Raw genomic sequence first — 16,187 nt, forward strand, 5'->3', positions numbered from 1 at the left:
GAAGGGCAGTCACATGACTGACAAACTCGACAAGTCCCCCGAGGACACCCCGCCTCCGGGCGGCACGGTGACGAAGGACGCGGCCTCAGGGCTGCCTCCGGAGTCCATCAAGGCGATTCCCGTCCGCCACTACGGCCGGTGGGTCAGCGGTGTCGTCGTCGTCGTGCTCCTGGTGGCGCTCGGCTACGCGTTCTCGCAGGGCAACATCCAGTGGCACACGGTCGGCGACCAGCTCTTCGTGTCCAGCGTCGTCCAGGGCGCCGGCCGCACGCTGCTGATCAGTGTGCTCGCCATGGTCGTCGGTGTGGTGCTGGGCATCATCCTCGCGGTCATGCGGCTCTCGAAGAACCCGGTGACGAGCACGGTCGCCTGGCTGTACATCTGGTTCTTCCGCGGCACCCCGGTCTACGTCCAGCTGCTGCTCTGGTTCAACCTGGCGCTGATCTTCCCGGTCCTCAATCTCGGTCCGATCTACAAGAACGAGATGACGGACGTCATGACTCCGTTCATGTGCGCCCTGCTGGGTCTCGGTCTGAACGAGGCCGCGTACATGGCCGAGATCTGCCGCGCCGGCCTGCTGGCCGTGGACGAGGGCCAGACGGAGGCGTCGCACGCCCTGGGCATGAGCCACACCAAGACGCTGTTCCGGATCGTGATCCCGCAGGCGATGCGCGTGATCGTGCCGCCGACCGGCAACGAGTTCATCAACATGCTGAAGACCTCGTCGCTGGTGTACGCGGTCACCTACAACGAACTGCTGCGTTCCACCTCGGCGATCGGCTCCACGTCGTACGCCGTCATGGAGATGCTGTTCGTCGCCTCCATCTGGTACCTGGCCATGACCAGTGTGTTCAGCGTCTTCCAGTACTACCTGGAGCGCTACTACGCACGCGGTTCCAGCCGCAGCCTGCCGCCGACCGTCTTCCAGAAGATCAAGGCGAACATGCTCGGTCTGGGCCGTGAGAGGGGCAACGCATGACCGCGATGGTGAAGTCCGAGGGCGTCCACAAGTCCTTCGGTCCGCTGGAGGTCCTCAAGGGCATCGACCTGGAGGTACGCACCGGTGAGGTGTTCTGCCTCATCGGCCCGTCCGGCTCCGGCAAGTCGACCTTCCTGCGGTGCATCAACCACCTGGAGAAGATCAACGCCGGCCGGCTGTACGTCGACGGCGAACTGGTCGGCTACCGCCAGAAGGGCGACAAGCTCTACGAGCTGAAGGACAGGGAGGTCGCGCTGAAGCGCCGGGACATCGGCATGGTCTTCCAGCGCTTCAACCTGTTCCCGCACATGACGGCGATCGAGAACGTCATGGAAGCCCCGATCCAGGTGAAGGGCGCGAAGAAGTCGGACGCCCACCACCGGGCGATGGAGCTGCTCGAACGCGTCGGCCTGTCCGACAAGGCGCGCAGCTACCCCTCGCAGCTCTCCGGCGGCCAGCAGCAGCGTGTGGCGATCGCCCGCGCGCTGGCCATGGACCCGAAGCTGATGCTCTTCGACGAGCCGACCTCGGCCCTGGACCCGGAGCTGGTCGGTGACGTCCTCGACGTCATGCGCGACCTCGCCGAGTCCGGCATGACGATGGTCGTCGTCACGCACGAGATGGGCTTCGCCCGTGAGGTCGGGGACAGCCTGGTCTTCATGGACGGCGGTGTGGTCGTCGAGTCCGGCAACCCCCGCGACGTCCTGACGGACCCGCAGCACGAGCGCACCAAGTCGTTCCTGTCGAAGGTCCTCTGACCGAAGGCCTTCCTCGCGCGCGAGGTGCGGCGAGGTGCGGAGGGAAAAGGGGCGGTACGGGATTCCCGTACCGCCCCTTCCGCGTGCCCCGGCGGCGCTCCGCGCGGCTACTTGACCGCCAGCACCACCGCGTCCGAGGGCGAGCGCCACACCGCGCGGGCCTCCGTGAAGCCCTTCTCGCACAGCACGCGCGCGTGCCACTCGGCGGAGGGGGTGTCGCCGTCGGCGTGCTCGCCGTAGATCTCGAAGCGGCGGGCGGTGGGGCCGGCGAGGACGGGGTCCTGCGCGGCCACCTTCCACCACTCGGCCCAGTCGAGGGCGCCGGTCTCCCGGGCCTCGTCCATCCGGGCGTGCCGCAGGGCCCGGTCCGCCGCGTTGATCCTGGGCGTCGTCTCGTCGATCATGTGGTCGGCGTTCATGAAGACACCGCCGTCGCGGACGAGTTCCGCGATCCGGCCGTAGAGGACCGCGAGGGGTTCGCTGTGCAGCCAGTGCAGGGCCGTGGCGGTCAGCACGGCGTCGTACGTGTCGTACGGCAGCCGGGTGCGCCACTCGGGGTCCTTGAGATCGGCCGTCACGAAGGAGACCCGGTCGTCGCCGGCGAAGGTGCCCTCGGCGATGGTGAGCAGCGCGGGGTCGAGGTCGACGCCGGTGCTGGTGGCTCCGGGGAGGCGGTCGAGCAGCCGGGCGGTGATGGTGCCGGTGCCGCAGGCCAGGTCGAGGACGCGGGGAGCGGGGCCGACGAGCGCCTCGGTCAGGTCGAGCATGACCGTGAAGCGGTCCTCGCGGTCCGGCATGTACCACTCCTGCTGGCGGTCCCAGCTGCGCTGCCAGGCGTGCCAGTCCGTTCCGGTGCCGATGGCCATGAAAGCCTCTTCTCCACTCGACCACGTAATACCCTGTAATGGCGATCATCTGTTACCTGACCGCCGTCACGACGATAGAGCGCCTCCGTAAGGACTACAAGTGGAACTGGCCTATTACGCGGATTACGCCGTCCGTCTCGTCAACAGCGAGGAACCGGCCCGCGGCAAGGACACGCTGACCTCGGTCGAGGCCGTCCGCGACCTGTTCGAGGGCAACGCCTCGGCGGCCCGCCGCGCGGCGGAGGCGGACGTCACCCGCTTCCGCTCCGTACGGGCCCGGCTGCGCGCGGTCTTCGAGGCGGCCGACGGCGGTGACGAGACCCTCGCGGTGGACCTGCTGAACTCGCTGCTCCTGGAATTCCCGGTGAGCCCGCAGATCTCCGGGCACGACCACCGCGACGACGACGACAGGCCGCTGTGGCACATGCACCTGGCGGACCACCCCTCGAACGCGACCGCGGGCTACGCGGCGATCGCGTCGATGGGCCTGGCCTTCCACCTCACCGAGTACGGCGTGGACCGGCTCGGCCTGTGCGAGGCGGCGCCGTGCCGCAACGCCTACCTGGACACCTCGACCAACCGCTCCCGGCGCTACTGCTCGGACCGCTGCGCGACCCGCGCCAACGTCGCGGCCTACCGTGCCCGCAAGCGCCTGGAGGCCGACCGGGCGGACAGCACCGGCCTGGCGGCGACCAGCACCCAGCGGGCGACGGCGAACGGCGAGCGCTGACCGGCCGGCGGCCGGAACCGGAACCGCACCTTCCCGAGGACGAGGTCCTCGGGAACGGTTCCGTAGTCGGTACTGTCCCCGCCCGCGTACGCGTTGTCGCCCAGCACCCACCAGCCGCCCTCGCGCCGCTCCGCGATCCGCTTCACGACGAGCAGGTCCTGCTGGAAGGGATGCCGCAGGACGACCACGTCACCCGGCCCCACCCGCGCACCCCACTGCACCACGAGCCGATCCCCGTGCTGGAGCGTGGGCACCATGGACGGGCCCGTCACCTCCGCCGCCCCGAACGGCAGCAGGGCCCTCCCCTGCTCGGTCTCCTGCGACAGCTCCGGCATCACCGGCACCTCCCCGGTTCCATCCTCCACCAGTCCCAGTCTCACCCTGGACTTTTGTCCTAAGCCCATGGGGGCACTCGCGAAAACAGGTCTCCTACGGAGTAATGTCCCACCTGAGAAGACGATCACGAGGAAGGACAGCTCAATGCTCTCCCGCCTGTTTGCCCCCAAGGTGAAGGTCAGCGCGCACTGCGACCTGCCCTGCGGCGTGTACGACCCGGCCCAGGCCCGCATCGAGGCGGAGTCGGTGAAGGCCGTCCAGGAAAAGATGGCCGGAAACGACGACGCGCAGTTCCAGGCTCGCGCCGTTGTCATCAAGGAGCAGCGCGCCGAGCTCGCCAAGCACCACGTGTCGGTGCTCTGGAGCGACTACTTCAAGCCCCCGCACTTCGAGAAGTACCCGGAGCTGCACCAGCTGGTCAACGACACCCTGAAGGCCCTCTCGGCCGCCAAGGCGTCCGCCGACCCGGCGACCGGCCAGAAGGCCCTCGACTACATCGCCCAGATCGACAAGATCTTCTGGGAGACCAAGCAGGCCTGACCCCGGTCCTGTGGGGTGCCGGACCTCCGGGTCCGGCCGCGCCGACCTGCGGTTCGTCCGGCCGCACGTCTCGCGACACGCACCTGGTCCGCGGGCCACCGAACTCGGTGGCCCGGCGGTCCGGGTGCGTTCTGCTGTCACGGTCACGCGGGCAGCCGGCGCAGTTCGATCACGCGCAGGCCGAGCGCCTGGAACCGGCTGAGCAGCCCGTGCAGATGGGCGTCGTCGATGACGTGACCGAAGAACAGCGTCTGTTCCGCCGTGGGCACGCTGTCCAGCTCGGAGAACGCCGAGACGAGCGTGTCCGACACGATGCCGGCGACGCGGAATTCGTAGCGCATACGAGCACTTCCCTCAGGACCGGGGTTCGGGGGCCGGGTCCGCCGGGGTCCGCTGCGATCCCCTGTCATCGTCTGCCCTCCGGGGACTCCCCAGCTCACCCGCCGGGGGTGAGGCGGTCGTGCGGGCCGTCGACGCACTGTGGTCGAGCGTGGCGATGTCGTACAACGACAGGAGTTCGACCATGAACGGCTCTACGTTCGACCTGGCAGCGGACTATCCCCTGCTGAACGTCTTCTGGACCACGATGTGGTTCTTCCTGTGGATCCTGTGGTTCATGCTGCTCTTCCGCGTCATCGGGGACATCTTCCGCGACGACGAGCTGAACGGCTGGGGCAAGGCCGGCTGGTGCGTCTTCGTGGTGATCCTGCCCTTCCTGGGCATCTTCGTGTACCTGATCGCGCGGGGCCGCGGGATGGGCGAGCGCGAGGCGAAGCGCATCCAGAGGAGCCAGGAGGACGTGCAGTCCTACATCCGTGAGACAGCCGGGTCCACCGGCAAGGCCGACGAACTCGCGAAGCTCGCCGAGCTCAAGAGCAGCGGTCACCTCACGTCCGAGGAGTTCGAGCAGGCCAAGGCCAAGGTCCTGGCCGCCTGACCCGTCGTTGTCGCCCGACCGCCGGGCCGCCGGCCCGGCGGTCACGGGGCGTTCGCGGGCGTTCGGGGCCCGTTGTCGGTGGCCCGTGTCATTCTGGGCGGGTGGGAAATCCCAGACTCCTGGAAGACCTGGTCCGGCTCCGCAAGGCCCGTGACCGGATGAACCGCGAGTTCGCGGAGCCGCTGGACATCGCGACCATCGCGCGGACGGCGCTGATGTCGCCGGGCCACTTCCAGCGCAGCTTCCGTGACGCCTTCGGCGAGACGCCGTACACGTACCTCATGACCCGCCGGATCGAGCGGGCGAAGGCGCTGCTGCGGCGCGGCGACATGACGGTGACAGAGGTGTGCTTCGCCGTGGGGTGCACTTCGCTCGGTTCGTTCAGCTCGCGGTTCACGGAGCTGGTCGGCGAGACGCCGAGCGCCTACCGGGCCCGTCCGCACGACCACGGCGCACCCATTCCGTCCTGCGTGGCCCGCCGGATGACCCGCCCGGCCCGCCACCGCAACCCCGAGGCGGAACCGGGCACGCGGCTCTAGGTTGGACCGCATGGACCTGAAACTCTCCCAGTGCTTCATCTCCGTCGACGACCATGACAAGGCGCTCGCCTTCTACCGCGATGTGCTGGGCCTGGAGGTCCGGGGCGACGTCGGGTTCGAGGGGATGCGCTGGCTCACGGTCGGTTCGCCGCTCCAGCCCGACGTGGAGATCGTCCTGGAGCCCCCGGCGGCGGACCCGGACGCCTCCCCCGCGGACAAGCAGGCCATGGCGGAGCTGCTGGCCAAGGGCATGCTGCGCGGGGTCATCTTCTCGACGACCGACTGCGACGGCCTCTTCGAGCGCGTCCGCGCCTCGGGCGCCGAGGTCCTCCAGGAGCCCGCCGACCAGCCGTACGGCCTGCGGGACTGCGCCTTCCGCGATCCGGCGGGCAACCTGCTGCGGTTCGCGGAGACCCGCCGCGACGGCTGACCCCGCGGACCGCCCGGGGCGCCGGGTGCCGGGGCACGGGCGGGAGGGAGACTACGTGCGTGTGCCCGCGGCGCGTCCGCGGGCCGAGCCGCCCGAGCGTCCTTCGAGGAGTCCCCGTGCCGTCCGCGCGCCCCCGTGTCCTCTACGTCAGCGACCTGGCCTATCCGGCCAAGGGCCGGCGGTACTGCGACGAGGACATCGCCCTCACCGCGCGGCTGCGCGAGGACTTCGACATCGCCGTGTGCCATCCGCTGGACGCGGCCGCGCTGATGGCCGGCTTCGACGCCGTGGTCGTCCGCAACAGCGGACCCGTCCTGCACCATCAGGCGGCGTACGAGGCGTTCCGCGAGCAGGCGCTCGCGGACGGTGTGCGGGTCTACAACCAGCTGTCCGGCAAGGGCGACATGGCCGGCAAGGGGTATCTGCTGGAGCTGACCGCCGCCGGGTTCCCGGTCATCCCCACCGTGGACCGCGCGGCCGACCTGGACCGGCTGCCGGAGGCGGACAGTTACGCGGTGAAGCCGAAGCAGGGCGCGGACTCGATCGGCCTGGAGTTCGTGGAGCGCGACCGGCTGGCCGGGCTGCCGTTCGGCGACCTCCTCGTCCAGCCGCGCATCGACTTCCGGTACGAGGTGTCCTTCTACTTCGTCGACGACACCCTCCAGTACGCCCTGTACGCACCGGACCCGGAGCGGCGGTGGGCCCTGGAGCCCTACGAACCCACCGACGAGGACCGGGAGTTCGCGCAGCGGTTCGTCGACTGGAACGACATCACGCACGGCATCCAGCGCGTCGACGCCTGCCGGGCCCCGGGCGGTGAACTGCTCCTCGTCGAGCTGGAGGACCTCAACCCCTACCTCTCCCTGGACGTCCTCTCCCCCGAGGCGCGGGACGCCTTCGTCTCACGGATGAAAACGTCGTTGCACGCGCTGATCGGCCGGGAGACGGTACGAGCCACGACGTCCGTACGACAGGAGGAGCGTCCTCGATGAGCACCCGACCGATGATCCGGTGGACCCATGTCTTCATCGACCGGCCGGTGCCGGATCTCGGGGCCGCGCTGGCCTTCTGGACCGCGGTCACCGGCACGGCCGTCTCCGAACCGCGCGGCGACCGGGGCGAGTTCGTGACGCTGCTGCCCGACGGATCGGACCCCTGCGTGAAGGCGCAGGGCGTCGGCGACGGCCCCGGGGGCGCGCATCTCGACCTGTCCGTCGAGGACGTGCCGGCCCTGGTGGAGTGGGCGCTCGGGCTGGGTGCCGAGGTCGTCGCCGGCCATGACGGCTGGGCCGTACTGCGGTCCCCCGGCGGGCAGTTGTTCTGCGCGGTGCCCTGGCAGGGCGAGTCCGTGCGCCCGCCGGTGACCGGGGCGCCGGGCGGTGCGACGAGCCGGCTCGACCAGGTGTGTCTCGACGTGGCGCCGGGTGCCTACGCCGCCGAGACCGCCTTCTGGGCCGGGCTGACCGGCTGGGAGTCCCTCGCGGGCGCGCTCCCCGAGTTCCACGTGGTCCGGCAGCCCGCCGGGCTGCCGCTGCGCGTCCTGCTGCAGCGCCTGGGCACCGACCGGCCCGCCGCCGCCCACCTCGACCTCGCCTGCTCGGACGTCGACGCGGTACGGGCCCACCACGAGACGCTCGGGGCGAGGGAGGTCGGCCGGGGCGCCCGTTGGACGGTGATGCGGGACCCGGCCGGCGGCACCTACTGCCTGACCGGCCGCGACCCCGCTACGGGCAGCCTGCCGTAGAAGGCGAAGAGCCGGGCGGCCGAGGTCCGGGCGGCGGGGTTCGTCACCGCGAGGGCGTCGCTCCCGGGTTCCAGAGCTCCACGTCCACGACGGCGTCGGCCGGGATCGGCCCGTAGACGTGCGGGAACTCCTCGCCGCCGGGCTCCATCGCCTCGAAGCGGACCGGCACGGTGAGCCGTTCGGGGTCGACGACCAGGACCACCAGTTCATCCGGGCCGGTGTAGGAGCCGTACAACATCGTTGCCACCGGCTGGAGTTGGTGGCGCAGCGAGCAGTGGATGAAGCCCTCCTCCTGGAGGGTCCGGCCGCGGGTGGACATCTCGAAGGCGCCGGAGGCGCGGGCCGCGTCCCACAGGGAGCGCTCGGTCAGGTGCAGCAGGGGTTCGGACATGGGACGAACGCTACGGCCTCAGCCGGGCCGCGCGCGCTTCCAGATAGCGGCGTTCCGGGAGGCTGAGGGTCCGGCCGGCGGCGGACAGGTAGGCGGCGCGGGCTCCCGGTGCGTCCCCCGCGCGCTCCAGCAGATGACCGCGGACGGCGTCCAGCCGGTGCCCGGCGGCCGACGCGTCCTCCAGCCGGTCGAGTTCGGCGAGGGCCACGCGCGGGCCGTGCACCATGGCCACGGCGACGGTGCGGTTGAGCTGCTCGACGGGACCGGGGACCTGGCGGACGAGGACGTCGTACAGACCGAGGATCTCGGCCCAGTCCGTCGCCTCCGGCGCGGGCGCCTCGTCGTGGACGGCGGCGATGGCGGCCCGCAGCTGGTACGGGCCCGCCCGTCCTCGTGCCAGCGCCTCCGTCACCAGGGCCACGCCCTCCTCGATCGCCGCCTTGTCCCAGCGGTCGCGGTCCTGTTCGTCGAGGGGGACCAGGTCCCCGTGCGGTCCGGTGCGCGCGGCGCGGCGGGCGTCGGTGAGCAGCAGCAGCGCGAGCAGTCCGGCCACCTCACCGTCCTCGGGCAGCAGCCGGCGGACCGTACGCGTCAACCGGATGGCCTCACCGGCGAGTTCGGCCCGTTGCAGGGAGGTCCCGGAGGTGGCCGTGTAGCCCTCGTTGAAGATCAGGTAGAGGGTGTGCAGGACGGCGGGGAGTCGTTCCTCCCAGCGCTCGGGGCGGGCGAACCGTACGCCCCGCACCTTCCGCTTGGCGCGGCTGATCCGCTGCGCCATGGTCGCCTCGGGCACCAGCCAGGCCCGCGCGATCTCCGCCGTGGTGAGTCCGCCGACGGCGCGCAGGGTGAGCGCGATCTGGGCCGGCGGGGTCAGGTCGGGGTGGCAGCACAGGAAGAGGAGCGTCAGCGTGTCGTCCTCGGACGGGGCACGGCCGGCGCCGGGCGGCGGTGCGGTGAACGCGTCGCGCGGTGTGAGCGCCGCCGCCTTCTCCTCCCGCAGCCGGCGCGCCTGTTCCGCGCGCAGGGCGTCGACGAGCCGCCGTGAGGCCACCTTGATCAGCCAGCCGCGCGGGTTGTCCGGCACTCCCTTGTCGGGCCACTGGCCGGCCGCCGCCAGCAGCGCTTCCTGGACCGCGTCCTCGGCGGCGTCGAAGTGCCCGTAGCGGCGGACCAGCGCACCGAGGACCTGCGGCGCGTGGCGGCGCAGCAGGTCCTCGACCTCGGTCGTGCCGCTCATCCCGCTCAGATGTCCCCGGCCCCGTCCGCGATGGGCCGGATGACCACCGGGTATTCGGGGGCGCCCTTCGGGGCGGGGCAGGCGGTCACGCGCGCGGCGATCTCGGTGACCCGCTCCAGGCTCGCGCAGTCGAGGACCCAGTAGCCGGCCATCAGTTCCTTCGTCTCGCTGTACGGGCCGTCGGTGATCACGACCTCACCGTCCGCGCCGCGGCCCACCAGGCGGGTCCTCGCGGGTTCGAGCAGGCCGTTAGCGTCGACCAGCTCGCCCGATTCGGAGAGGTCGTCGCTGATCGCGCCCATGTGCGCGTACATGGCCTGGATCTCCTCCTCGTTCCAGACCGGCGGCCGGGCGGAGGTGTCGCCCCGCATGCTCGCGTAGTCGGCCTGCGTTCCCTGCACCATCACCAGGTACTTCATGAGTCCGCTCCTTCTGTTTCCTCGGCTCGGGCCACCCGTGCGGGGCGGCTCTCACAGGGGACGTCGGAGCCGGTCCGCGGTTCTCGACACGACGGGGTCCACGACGTCGGTTTCTTTTTCGGGGGCGGGCCGTTCCCTGCTTTCAGGGTAGGGGGACGGCGGATTCAGCGCTTTCTGCCGTAGGTCCGCACGATGACGCCGTTCCCGAAGATCCGCAGCTCGTCGAGGGTGAACACGCCGACGTCGAATCCGGAGCCGAACATCGGCATCCCGGAGCCCAGGACCACCGGGTACGTCTTGACGACCAGTTCGTCGACCTCGTCCATCAGCTCACCGGCGAGCTGCGAGCCGCCGCACAGGTAGATGCCGAACTCGCTGTCCTCCGCCTTGAGTTCGCGGACGGTGCCGACGACGTCGTCGGCGACGATCCGGACGGCCGGGTCGGGCGACTCGGTGAGGGTGCGGGAGGCGACGTACTGGCGCAGATGTGCGTAGGGGCTGGTCACTCCGATGTCGAGGGCCACCTGATAGCTGGCCCGGCCCTGGACGACCGTGTCGAAGGCCCGGTTCTCCAGGTCGTCGATGCCGAGGGCGCGGCGGCCGTGGGTCGCGACGGTCTCGGGATACTCCGCCTTCAGGAAGGCGAGGAACTCCTCGTCGACGAACGGCATGAAGGGGTGTGCGTCGCCGCCGGGATCGCCGATGAAGCCGTCGATCGAGCAGGCGACGAAGTAGGAGAGCTTGCGCAAGCGGGTCTCTCTTCCGAGGCGGCATCGTGTTGGACGGCTCCTGCCGAACCACTTCAGTTATAGTGCTTCATCCGTAGTGGTTCAAGGGGATTGACGAGTCCGCCTCCGGAAGTCCCGCCGGCCTGACGCCGGGAGGCCGGAGCGGCTCGGGGAGAGGAACCGGCATGGCCAGGAACATCGAGCGCAGGGCAGCCCTCGTCGACGCGGCGGTGGCGGTGCTGGCCCGGGAGGGTGCCCGGGGACTGACGTTCCGCGCGGTGGACGCGGAGGCCGCGGTTCCGGTGGGTACGGCGTCGAACTACTTCACCGACCGCGACGATCTGCTGAACCAGGTCGACAGCCACCTCCACCGACGGCTGGCCCCGGACCCCGCGGTCCTGGCCGCTCTGCTGGAGGCCCCCCGCGACCGCGCCCTCGTCCTGGAGTTCATGCGCGACCTGGTGGGCCGGGCGACCCGCGACCGCACGGGCTACCTCGCCCTCTTCGAGATGCGCCTGGAAGCGACCCGCCGCCCGGCCCTGCGCGCCTCGTACACGGCGTCGGTGCGCGGCGATCTGGAACAGGCGATGGAGTTCCACCGGGACGCCGGGCTGCCCGGCGGGGACCCGACCGTGGCCGTCCTCTACCTCGCGGTCCTCGGCCTGCTCCTGGAACACCTCACCCTGCCCGGCGTCCTGGAGGGCGTCCTGCCCGGCGTGGCCGTACCGGACGCCCTCCTCGAACAGATCGTGACCACGATCGTCCCCGAGGTCCGCGCCGGAGACGGGAACGAGGAGCGGGACTAGCTCGTGACCTGCCGCCCCGCGCGCGGTTCGCGCCACATCGGCCACATGCGCGGGCCGTCGGGCAGGTCGAGCGGGCCGCCCGTGAGGACGAATCCGAGGCGCTCGTACAGGGCGCGGCTGCGGGCGTTGCTCGCCTCCAGGTAGGCGGCGAGGCCCTCGCGGTCGCAGCGGTCGAGCACAGGCTCCATGAGCGCGCTGCCGAGTCCCTCGCCCTGGCGCTCCGGCGACACCGCGATCATCCAGAGGTAGGTGTGCGCGCGGCCGGAGGGGTGGACGTCCGCCGTGAGCCGGCCGATCAGCTCGACGCGTTCGTTGTCCGGGTCGACGGCTGCACGCAGCTGCGCGGGGCCGTCCTCGCCCGGCGTCTCCCCCTCCCCGCCGTCGTGATCCCCGGCGGGGACGTCCAGCCACAGCGCGCACGCCGAACCGTCCTCGGCCAGGTCGACCCGGCCCTCGGCGAGCACGATGTCGGTGAACGCGGCCATCAGCCGGTGATGGGTCGCCCGGCGGTCCGCGGGGTCGGGGAAGACCCAGCCGCTCACCGGATCGTCCTGGAACGCCTCGTCCAGCAGCCGGACGACCAGCTCCCGGTCACCGCTGTCCGCCACCCGGATCGCCACACCCATGACCTGCCCCACCCCTCGCCCCAACCGCCCTTGATCGTACGGAGGTTGAGCCTAGTACGCGGGCCCGATCCGGTCGGGCCCCTGCTGGGTGCGGACCGAGGGAAAAGGCGCGGGCCCCGCACGCCGTGGGGATGTGCGGGACCCGCTCACCGGAGTCCGGCACCGTACGGCGGTCAGGTTCCGTACGGTGCCCGGGGCTCCGGGGTCTTCCACCGGCCGGGGCCGGTCAGCTGCTGCGCCGGGTCACGAACTCGGCGAGTGCGAGGAGGCCTCCCGCCGCCTCCGGATCGGGGACCGCCCGGGACAGTTCGTGCATCGCCCGCGCCATCCGGTCCGCCGCCTGGGCCTGCGCCCAGTCACGGCCTCCGGCCCGCTCGATGGCGAGCACCGTGCGCTCCAGCTCTCCTTCCCGGTAGGGCGCTCCGTACAACTCGGCCAGCTCGACGGCTGCCGGGGTGCCCGACCCGAGCGCCGCGACCACCGGCAGGGACTTCTTGCGGGCGACGAGGTCCGCCCCGGCGGGCTTGCCGGTGCGGCTCGGGTCCCCCCAGATCCCGATCACGTCGTCGATGAGCTGGAACGCGAGCCCGGCCTCCCGTCCGAACGCGTCGAGCGCGTCGACGTCCTGCGCGTCCGCCCCGGCGTACAGCCCCCCGAGGGCGCAGGCGCACCCGATGAGGGCGCCCGTCTTCGCCTCGGCCATGGCGAGGCACTCGTCGAGGGTGACCTCGTCCGGGCCGAGCTTCTCCATGGCCGTGTCCGTGTGCTGGCCGGCGCACAGTTCGACGACGCAGCCCGCGAGCCGGGCCGCGGCCGCCGCGGACGCGGGGTGCGGATCCTCGGCGAGCAGTTGCTGGGCCAGTGCCTGCAACGCGTCCCCGGCGAGGATCGCGTCGGCGTCGCCGAACACGGTCCACGCGGTGGGGCGGTGTCTGCGCGTGGTGTCCCGGTCCATCACGTCGTCGTGGAGCAGGGTGAAGTTGTGGATCAGCTCCATCGCCGCGGCCGCGCGGACGGCCGCCGCCTGCTGTCCGCCGAGCGCCCGCACCGCGGTCAGGACGAGCGCCGGCCGGATGGCCTTGCCCGCGTTGCCCGCGGCCGGAGTGCCGTCCGCGTGCTCCCAGCCGAAGTGGTAGAGCGCGACCCTGCGCATCGAACCGGGCAGCGAGTCGATGGCCCTGCGCAGCTCGGGGTCGACGAGCGCCCGGGCACGCTCCAGGACGTCCACGGCCTCCTGCCCTTCGGGCGGACCCGGCACCGCCCGCCGCTCACCGTGTCGTCCCATGGACCTCCCGCCGGCGCCTCGCGTGTCCGGGATCCCGGCCGGAGGCCGCCTGTTCGGGATGCCGGCCGGACCCTGCTTCGTCCCCGTCGTCATACGGTCTCCCCCGCGGTCGTCTCGCAGAGCGGGCCGATCGTGGCGCCGTCACGGCCGCCGGGCACGGACTGCCCGGGTGCGCCCGCCCCGGAGGACGGGCGCACGCCGGGTTCCGCCGTGCGGAACGTCACCGCCAGCGGCCGATCTCGACGTTCTCCAGGATGCCGAGGGCGTCCGGCACGAGCACCGCGGCCGAGTAGTACGCCGTCACCAGGTAGGAGATGACCGCCTGTTCGTTGATGCCCATGAAGCGCACCGACAGGCTCGGCTCGATCTCGTCCGGGATGCCCGCCTGCTGGAGCCCGACCACACCCTGCTCGGCCTCACCCGTACGCAGGGCGATGATCGAGGTCGTACGGGCGTCCGTGACCGGGATCTTGTTGCACGGGAAGATCGGGATGCCCCGCCACGTCGGGATGCGGTTGCCCGCCATCTCGATGCTCTCGGGGACGAGTCCGCGCTTGTTGAACTCGCGGCCGATCGCGGAGATCGCCCGCGGGTGCGCGAGGAGCATCTTGGTTCCGCGGCGGCGGCTGAGCAGCTCGTCCAGGTCGTCGGGGCTGGGCACGCCGTCGTGCGGCTGGAGCCGCTGGTCGTACTCGCAGTTGTTGAGCAGGCCGAACTCCCGGTTGTTGATGAGCTCGTGCTCCTGGCGTTCCTTCAACGCCTCGACGGTGAGCCGGAGCTGCTGCTCCGTCTGGTTCATCGGCTGGTTGTAGAGGTCGGCCACGCGCGTGTGCAGGCGCAGGACGGTCTGGGCGATGCTCAGTTCGTACTCGCGAGGGCTGCCCTCGTAGTCCACGAAGGTTCCGGGGATGTCCGACTCACCGGTGTGGCCGGCCGCGAGGTCGATCTCCTTCTCGCCGTACTTGTTGGTGCGCTGCGACGGGATGGCGCGGAGCGCCTGGAGGTGCTCGCGCAGCGAATCGGAACGCTCCGCGACCTGTTCGAGGTCCTGACGGGGCAGCGCGAGCACGGTCACCGACGTGACCGCGCGGGCCGTGTACTCCCAGATGGCCTCGGGGTCGATCAGGGACTGCTCCCCGAAGTACGCGCCGTCGGCGAGGACGCCGAGCACCGCGTCGTCCCCGTAGGGACCGGTGCCGATCTTCTCGACCTTGCCGTGCGCCAGCAGGAACACCTCGTCGGCCTGGCTTCCGAACGAGGCCAGTACGTCGCCCGGGACGAACTCCCGCTGCCGGCACCGGGCCGCGAGCTCGGCCAGCACCTCCTGGTCCTCGTACGACCGCAGGACGGACAGCTCGCCCAGTTCCGCGGGGATGACCTGGACCTGGTCCCCGGTCTTCACGAACGTCACGCGGCCGTCGCCCACGGAGTAGCTGAGCCGCCGGTTCACGCGGTACGTGCCACCCTGCACGTTCACCCACGGAAGCATGCGCAGCAGCCACCGCGAGCTGATCTCCTGCATCTGTGGCGCGGACTTGGTGGTGGTGGCCAGGTTCCGCGCGGCTGTTGTGCCGAGACTCTGCTGCGGACGGTTCTGCTCCGCGCGGACCTCTTCGCCTACCGACATGAAAATTGCCCTCCCGGTCGTGCGCTGATCTTCGAGAGCAAGCCTTCCATCACGGAGCGTGCCGGTGCTATTACACGAATGAGGGGGAATGGATCACCCGCGAGTTGGGCAGAGAGGGTGATTCCGTCGAGCGTTCACCGCGCGTCGGCCGGGGAACTCCCGCTTCCGGCCATCCGTTTGATCACTGACGGACGACGACGGGAGATCGCAGTGGCAGGCTTTCTGGACCGCGCGAAGGAACAGGCGCAGCGCGGCCTCAATCAGGGCAAGCAGAAGCTGGACGACGTGCAGGCCCAGCGGGCGGGCGCCGACCTCCTGAAGAGACTCGGCGCCGCGTACTACGCGGAGCGGCACGGCACCGGCTCCACCGAGGCGACCCAGCAGGCTCTCCAGTCCCTGGAGAGCCACATCGCCACCCACGGGGACAGCTTCCTCCACTCCTGACCGGATCCCGCGCCGCTGACCGGATCGGCTCGCTCGCCGTGCGAACGAGTGGGTCCGGCGGCCGCGTCGGCGATACAAGCTGCGATACGAGACGGCCGCGCGAGGCGGCCGGCGCGCAGCGCGAAGGAGGCGGCCATGGCATCGCCCATGTCCGCGGGCAGTTTCCTGGACCGGATCAGGGACGAGGGCGTCCACGTCGTCGAGGTGGGCGACTGGAGACATCACAACCGCAACCACAAGGGACCGTGGGGTCCGGTGCACGGCGTGATGATCCACCACACGGTGACCTCGGGCGCCGCGCGCACGGTCGGGTTGTGCCGTGACGGACGCGAGGACCTGCCCGGTCCGCTGTGCCACGGCGTCATCACGAAGGACGGTGTCGTCCACCTCGTCGGGTACGGTCGGGCCAACCACGCGGGTCTCGGCGACGACGACGTGCTGCGCGCGGTGATCGCCGAGAAGTCCCTCCCGCACGACAACGAGGCGAACACCGACGGCAACCGCCACTTCTACGGCTTCGAGTGCGAGAACCTCGGCGACGGCAAGGACCCGTGGCCCGAGGCCCAGCTGGCGGCCGTGGCCAAGGTGTCCGCGGCCATCTGCCGCCATCACGGGTGGAGCGAGCGTTCGGTGATCGGCCACCTGGAGTGGCAGCCGGGCAAGGTGGACCCGAAGGGCTTCACGATGACGTCCCTGCGGGGCCGCGTCCGCGAGCTGCTGAAGTAGTACCGGCCCCCGCGCCGGGCCGTCTGCGGACAGGTGTCC

Annotated in this window: 22 protein-coding genes; 12 read left to right on the forward strand and 10 right to left on the reverse strand. The window is 71.0% G+C overall.

The features are described from left to right. Window positions 1-13 precede the first annotated feature (13 nt). Window positions 14-979 (forward strand): amino acid ABC transporter permease, encoded by a 966-nt coding sequence (locus ABZT74_RS11590; RefSeq protein WP_356166584.1) that lies wholly within the window; start codon window positions 14-16, stop codon window positions 977-979. Continuing rightward, window positions 976-1,737: an amino acid ABC transporter ATP-binding protein gene (locus ABZT74_RS11595; protein WP_355882730.1), complete on the forward strand. Its 762-nt coding sequence runs from the start codon at window positions 976-978 to the stop codon at window positions 1,735-1,737. Before ABZT74_RS11590 ends, ABZT74_RS11595 begins: the two co-directional genes overlap by 4 nt. Before the next feature lie 107 nt (window positions 1,738-1,844). Here the strand turns inward: ABZT74_RS11595 and ABZT74_RS11600 are convergent, their stop codons facing one another. Beyond that, a complete protein-coding gene (locus ABZT74_RS11600; RefSeq protein ID WP_356166581.1) occupies window positions 1,845-2,603 on the reverse strand; it encodes a class I SAM-dependent methyltransferase in 759 nt (252 codons plus the stop codon). A gap of 100 nt (window positions 2,604-2,703) precedes the next feature. On the opposite strand from ABZT74_RS11600, the gene ABZT74_RS11605 reads away from it, so the two are divergent. Beyond that, entirely contained in the window at window positions 2,704-3,333 is a 630-nt protein-coding gene (locus ABZT74_RS11605; protein ID WP_355882736.1) for a CGNR zinc finger domain-containing protein, read from the forward strand. Here the strand turns inward: ABZT74_RS11605 and sodX are convergent. After that, a complete protein-coding gene (gene sodX / locus ABZT74_RS11610; RefSeq protein ID WP_355882806.1) occupies window positions 3,237-3,668 on the reverse strand; it encodes a nickel-type superoxide dismutase maturation protease in 432 nt (143 codons plus the stop codon). The two genes, ABZT74_RS11605 and sodX, sit on opposite strands and share 97 nt — an antisense overlap. Window positions 3,669-3,813: 145 nt before the next feature. On the opposite strand from sodX, the gene sodN reads away from it, so the two are divergent. Continuing rightward, entirely contained in the window at window positions 3,814-4,209 is a 396-nt protein-coding gene (gene sodN, locus ABZT74_RS11615) for a superoxide dismutase, Ni (protein ID WP_266846929.1), read from the forward strand. A 143-nt stretch (window positions 4,210-4,352) separates the two neighbouring features. Here sodN and ABZT74_RS11620 read toward each other — a convergent pair whose 3' ends face one another. Continuing rightward, complete coding sequence (locus ABZT74_RS11620) at window positions 4,353-4,550, reverse strand: hypothetical protein (RefSeq protein ID WP_355882741.1); 198 nt, start codon at window positions 4,548-4,550, stop codon at window positions 4,353-4,355. A 182-nt stretch (window positions 4,551-4,732) separates the two neighbouring features. Between ABZT74_RS11620 and ABZT74_RS11625 the strand changes: the two genes are divergently transcribed. The 5 genes from ABZT74_RS11625 (at window position 4,733) to ABZT74_RS11645 (ending at window position 7,859) form a co-directional block, all read left to right on the forward strand. Beyond that, complete coding sequence (locus ABZT74_RS11625) at window positions 4,733-5,146, forward strand: SHOCT domain-containing protein (RefSeq protein WP_355882744.1); 414 nt, start codon at window positions 4,733-4,735, stop codon at window positions 5,144-5,146. Window positions 5,147-5,304: 158 nt separating this feature from the next. Next, window positions 5,305-5,685, forward strand: coding sequence for a helix-turn-helix transcriptional regulator (locus ABZT74_RS11630; protein WP_164372013.1), 381 nt, complete (start codon window positions 5,305-5,307; stop codon window positions 5,683-5,685). A 10-nt stretch (window positions 5,686-5,695) separates the two neighbouring features. Further along, the gene (locus ABZT74_RS11635; RefSeq protein ID WP_356434267.1) at window positions 5,696-6,115 is read left to right on the forward strand and encodes a VOC family protein; all 420 of its coding nucleotides are present in this window, start codon (window positions 5,696-5,698) and stop codon (window positions 6,113-6,115) included. Window positions 6,116-6,231: 116 nt separating this feature from the next. Next, window positions 6,232-7,107: a hypothetical protein gene (locus ABZT74_RS11640; protein ID WP_356166579.1), complete on the forward strand. Its 876-nt coding sequence runs from the start codon at window positions 6,232-6,234 to the stop codon at window positions 7,105-7,107. Further along, window positions 7,104-7,859 carry a VOC family protein gene (locus ABZT74_RS11645; protein ID WP_356166576.1) on the forward strand — a complete coding sequence of 252 codons (756 nt, stop codon included), beginning with the start codon at window positions 7,104-7,106 and terminating at the stop codon, window positions 7,857-7,859. The genes ABZT74_RS11640 and ABZT74_RS11645 overlap by 4 nt, the downstream gene beginning before the upstream one ends. Before the next feature lie 43 nt (window positions 7,860-7,902). Here the strand turns inward: ABZT74_RS11645 and ABZT74_RS11650 are convergent, their stop codons facing one another. The 4 genes from ABZT74_RS11650 to ABZT74_RS11665 form a co-directional block, all read right to left on the reverse strand. Further along, window positions 7,903-8,250: a DUF952 domain-containing protein gene (locus ABZT74_RS11650; protein ID WP_356166573.1), complete on the reverse strand. Its 348-nt coding sequence runs from the start codon at window positions 8,248-8,250 to the stop codon at window positions 7,903-7,905. A gap of 10 nt (window positions 8,251-8,260) precedes the next feature. Then, complete coding sequence (locus tag ABZT74_RS11655; RefSeq protein WP_356434270.1) at window positions 8,261-9,487, reverse strand: sigma-70 family RNA polymerase sigma factor; 1,227 nt, start codon at window positions 9,485-9,487, stop codon at window positions 8,261-8,263. Between the two features lie 5 nt (window positions 9,488-9,492). Further along, a complete protein-coding gene (locus tag ABZT74_RS11660) occupies window positions 9,493-9,906 on the reverse strand; it encodes a YciI family protein (RefSeq protein WP_356166567.1) in 414 nt (137 codons plus the stop codon). A 164-nt stretch (window positions 9,907-10,070) separates the two neighbouring features. Beyond that, window positions 10,071-10,655, reverse strand: coding sequence for a dihydrofolate reductase family protein (locus ABZT74_RS11665; RefSeq protein WP_356434273.1), 585 nt, complete (start codon window positions 10,653-10,655; stop codon window positions 10,071-10,073). A 164-nt stretch (window positions 10,656-10,819) separates the two neighbouring features. On the opposite strand from ABZT74_RS11665, the gene ABZT74_RS11670 reads away from it, so the two are divergent. Then, window positions 10,820-11,440, forward strand: coding sequence for a TetR family transcriptional regulator (locus tag ABZT74_RS11670; protein WP_356434276.1), 621 nt, complete (start codon window positions 10,820-10,822; stop codon window positions 11,438-11,440). Here the strand turns inward: ABZT74_RS11670 and ABZT74_RS11675 are convergent. The 3 genes from ABZT74_RS11675 to ABZT74_RS11685 form a co-directional block, all read right to left on the reverse strand. Beyond that, window positions 11,437-12,066: a GNAT family N-acetyltransferase gene (locus tag ABZT74_RS11675; RefSeq protein ID WP_356434279.1), complete on the reverse strand. Its 630-nt coding sequence runs from the start codon at window positions 12,064-12,066 to the stop codon at window positions 11,437-11,439. The genes ABZT74_RS11670 and ABZT74_RS11675 overlap by 4 nt on opposite strands. A 226-nt stretch (window positions 12,067-12,292) precedes the next feature. After that, the gene (locus ABZT74_RS11680; protein WP_356434282.1) at window positions 12,293-13,351 is read right to left on the reverse strand and encodes a family 2 encapsulin nanocompartment cargo protein polyprenyl transferase; all 1,059 of its coding nucleotides are present in this window, start codon (window positions 13,349-13,351) and stop codon (window positions 12,293-12,295) included. A gap of 220 nt (window positions 13,352-13,571) precedes the next feature. Then, the gene (locus ABZT74_RS11685) at window positions 13,572-14,978 is read right to left on the reverse strand and encodes a family 2B encapsulin nanocompartment shell protein (protein ID WP_355882777.1); all 1,407 of its coding nucleotides are present in this window, start codon (window positions 14,976-14,978) and stop codon (window positions 13,572-13,574) included. Between the two features lie 210 nt (window positions 14,979-15,188). Between ABZT74_RS11685 and ABZT74_RS11690 the strand changes: the two genes are divergently transcribed. After that, window positions 15,189-15,422 (forward strand): hypothetical protein, encoded by a 234-nt coding sequence (locus ABZT74_RS11690; RefSeq protein ID WP_355882780.1) that lies wholly within the window; start codon window positions 15,189-15,191, stop codon window positions 15,420-15,422. Window positions 15,423-15,557: 135 nt separating this feature from the next. Further along, window positions 15,558-16,148: an N-acetylmuramoyl-L-alanine amidase gene (locus ABZT74_RS11695; RefSeq protein ID WP_356434286.1), complete on the forward strand. Its 591-nt coding sequence runs from the start codon at window positions 15,558-15,560 to the stop codon at window positions 16,146-16,148. The last annotated feature ends 39 nt before the right edge of the window (window positions 16,149-16,187 follow it).

The sequence above is a fragment of the Streptomyces sp. NPDC005302 genome, assembly GCF_040607345.1.
In the GTDB taxonomy this organism is placed as follows: domain Bacteria; phylum Actinomycetota; class Actinomycetes; order Streptomycetales; family Streptomycetaceae; genus Streptomyces.

Bases quoted from the DNA above. Each gene is read 5' to 3' on its own strand.
- sodX (WP_355882806.1), bottom strand. From the start codon at position 3,668: ATGCCGGAGCTGTCGCAGGAGACCGAGCAGGGGAGGGCCCTGCTGCCG.
- ABZT74_RS11600 (WP_356166581.1), bottom strand. From the start codon at position 2,603: ATGGCCATCGGCACCGGAACGGACTGGCACGCCTGGCAGCGCAGCTGG.
- ABZT74_RS11650 (WP_356166573.1), bottom strand. From the start codon at position 8,250: ATGTCCGAACCCCTGCTGCACCTGACCGAGCGCTCCCTGTGGGACGCG.
- ABZT74_RS11635 (WP_356434267.1), top strand. From the start codon at position 5,696: ATGGACCTGAAACTCTCCCAGTGCTTCATCTCCGTCGACGACCATGAC.
- ABZT74_RS11655 (WP_356434270.1), bottom strand. From the start codon at position 9,487: ATGAGCGGCACGACCGAGGTCGAGGACCTGCTGCGCCGCCACGCGCCG.
- ABZT74_RS11625 (WP_355882744.1), top strand. From the start codon at position 4,733: ATGAACGGCTCTACGTTCGACCTGGCAGCGGACTATCCCCTGCTGAAC.
- sodN (WP_266846929.1), top strand. From the start codon at position 3,814: ATGCTCTCCCGCCTGTTTGCCCCCAAGGTGAAGGTCAGCGCGCACTGC.
- ABZT74_RS11685 (WP_355882777.1), bottom strand. From the start codon at position 14,978: ATGTCGGTAGGCGAAGAGGTCCGCGCGGAGCAGAACCGTCCGCAGCAG.
- ABZT74_RS11620 (WP_355882741.1), bottom strand. From the start codon at position 4,550: ATGCGCTACGAATTCCGCGTCGCCGGCATCGTGTCGGACACGCTCGTC.
- ABZT74_RS11680 (WP_356434282.1), bottom strand. From the start codon at position 13,351: ATGGGACGACACGGTGAGCGGCGGGCGGTGCCGGGTCCGCCCGAAGGG.
- ABZT74_RS11695 (WP_356434286.1), top strand. From the start codon at position 15,558: ATGGCATCGCCCATGTCCGCGGGCAGTTTCCTGGACCGGATCAGGGAC.
- ABZT74_RS11630 (WP_164372013.1), top strand. From the start codon at position 5,305: ATGAACCGCGAGTTCGCGGAGCCGCTGGACATCGCGACCATCGCGCGG.
- ABZT74_RS11590 (WP_356166584.1), top strand. From the start codon at position 14: ATGACTGACAAACTCGACAAGTCCCCCGAGGACACCCCGCCTCCGGGC.
- ABZT74_RS11660 (WP_356166567.1), bottom strand. From the start codon at position 9,906: ATGAAGTACCTGGTGATGGTGCAGGGAACGCAGGCCGACTACGCGAGC.
- ABZT74_RS11595 (WP_355882730.1), top strand. From the start codon at position 976: ATGACCGCGATGGTGAAGTCCGAGGGCGTCCACAAGTCCTTCGGTCCG.
- ABZT74_RS11675 (WP_356434279.1), bottom strand. From the start codon at position 12,066: ATGGGTGTGGCGATCCGGGTGGCGGACAGCGGTGACCGGGAGCTGGTC.
- ABZT74_RS11670 (WP_356434276.1), top strand. From the start codon at position 10,820: ATGGCCAGGAACATCGAGCGCAGGGCAGCCCTCGTCGACGCGGCGGTG.
- ABZT74_RS11645 (WP_356166576.1), top strand. From the start codon at position 7,104: ATGAGCACCCGACCGATGATCCGGTGGACCCATGTCTTCATCGACCGG.